The organism is Vulcanisaeta sp. (assembly GCF_049966235.1).
In the GTDB taxonomy this organism is placed as follows: domain Archaea; phylum Thermoproteota; class Thermoprotei; order Thermoproteales; family Thermocladiaceae; genus Vulcanisaeta; species Vulcanisaeta moutnovskia.
Genome location: NZ_JBMFVA010000073.1, coordinates 1 through 666, shown reverse-complemented (window position 1 = coordinate 666; position 666 = coordinate 1). Strand labels below are relative to the sequence as shown.

General features: G+C 54.2%; 1 rRNA gene. It reads left to right on the top strand.

Annotation, left to right across the window (positions count from 1 at the left end):
* Nucleotides 1-666, top strand: a 23S ribosomal RNA gene (locus ACP5L5_RS11770); the annotation flags it as partial.

Sequence of the window (666 nt, the reverse complement as noted above, 5' to 3'; positions counted from 1 at the left end):
CTGGGTAAAACCCGGGACCGTGGGTCGCAGTGGCAAGGGGGACCTGACTGTTTAACAAAAACATAGGTCCCCGCAAGCCCGTAAGGGCGGCTAAGGAGCATGCACTTAAAGCAAGGCATTAAGTAGGCTCAATGAATAAAAACCTCATCATCACCCTTAATAGGCTCCTTACCGCCCCGGGAAAGGGTGTGAACGGGGGCTGAATCCTGGCCACTGGCGGTACGTGAAACCCGGGTTCAACCGGGCTAAGCGCCGCTGAAGGCCGGGGGTAAACTCCACTAACTCGTCCTCAATGGGCGGGTGGTGGGGGCCTAGCTCTGACCCTCTTAACGGGTCCCTGGCAATGAATGTTTAAAATTAATTAAAAATATGAAAATAAGATAATTGAGAAGACCAGACAGCCTAATACCTATGTATATGTTACAGCCATTGATGAGCATCAGTACCGGTTATTAGTCTTTAATCTATTGCCAGGGCCCGGGAGGAAGGTAGCCAAATGCCTTGCCGGGTATGGGCTAGTGGTGGGTATGGTTCCCACCCTAGCCTCTCGATAGTTCCGGCGTGCATGAATGGATCAACGAGGTCCCCACTGTCCCAGCCTGGTGCCCGGCGAACCCACCTCCAGGTGCAGAGTCCTGGGACCCCCGACGGGGCGAGAAGACCCTG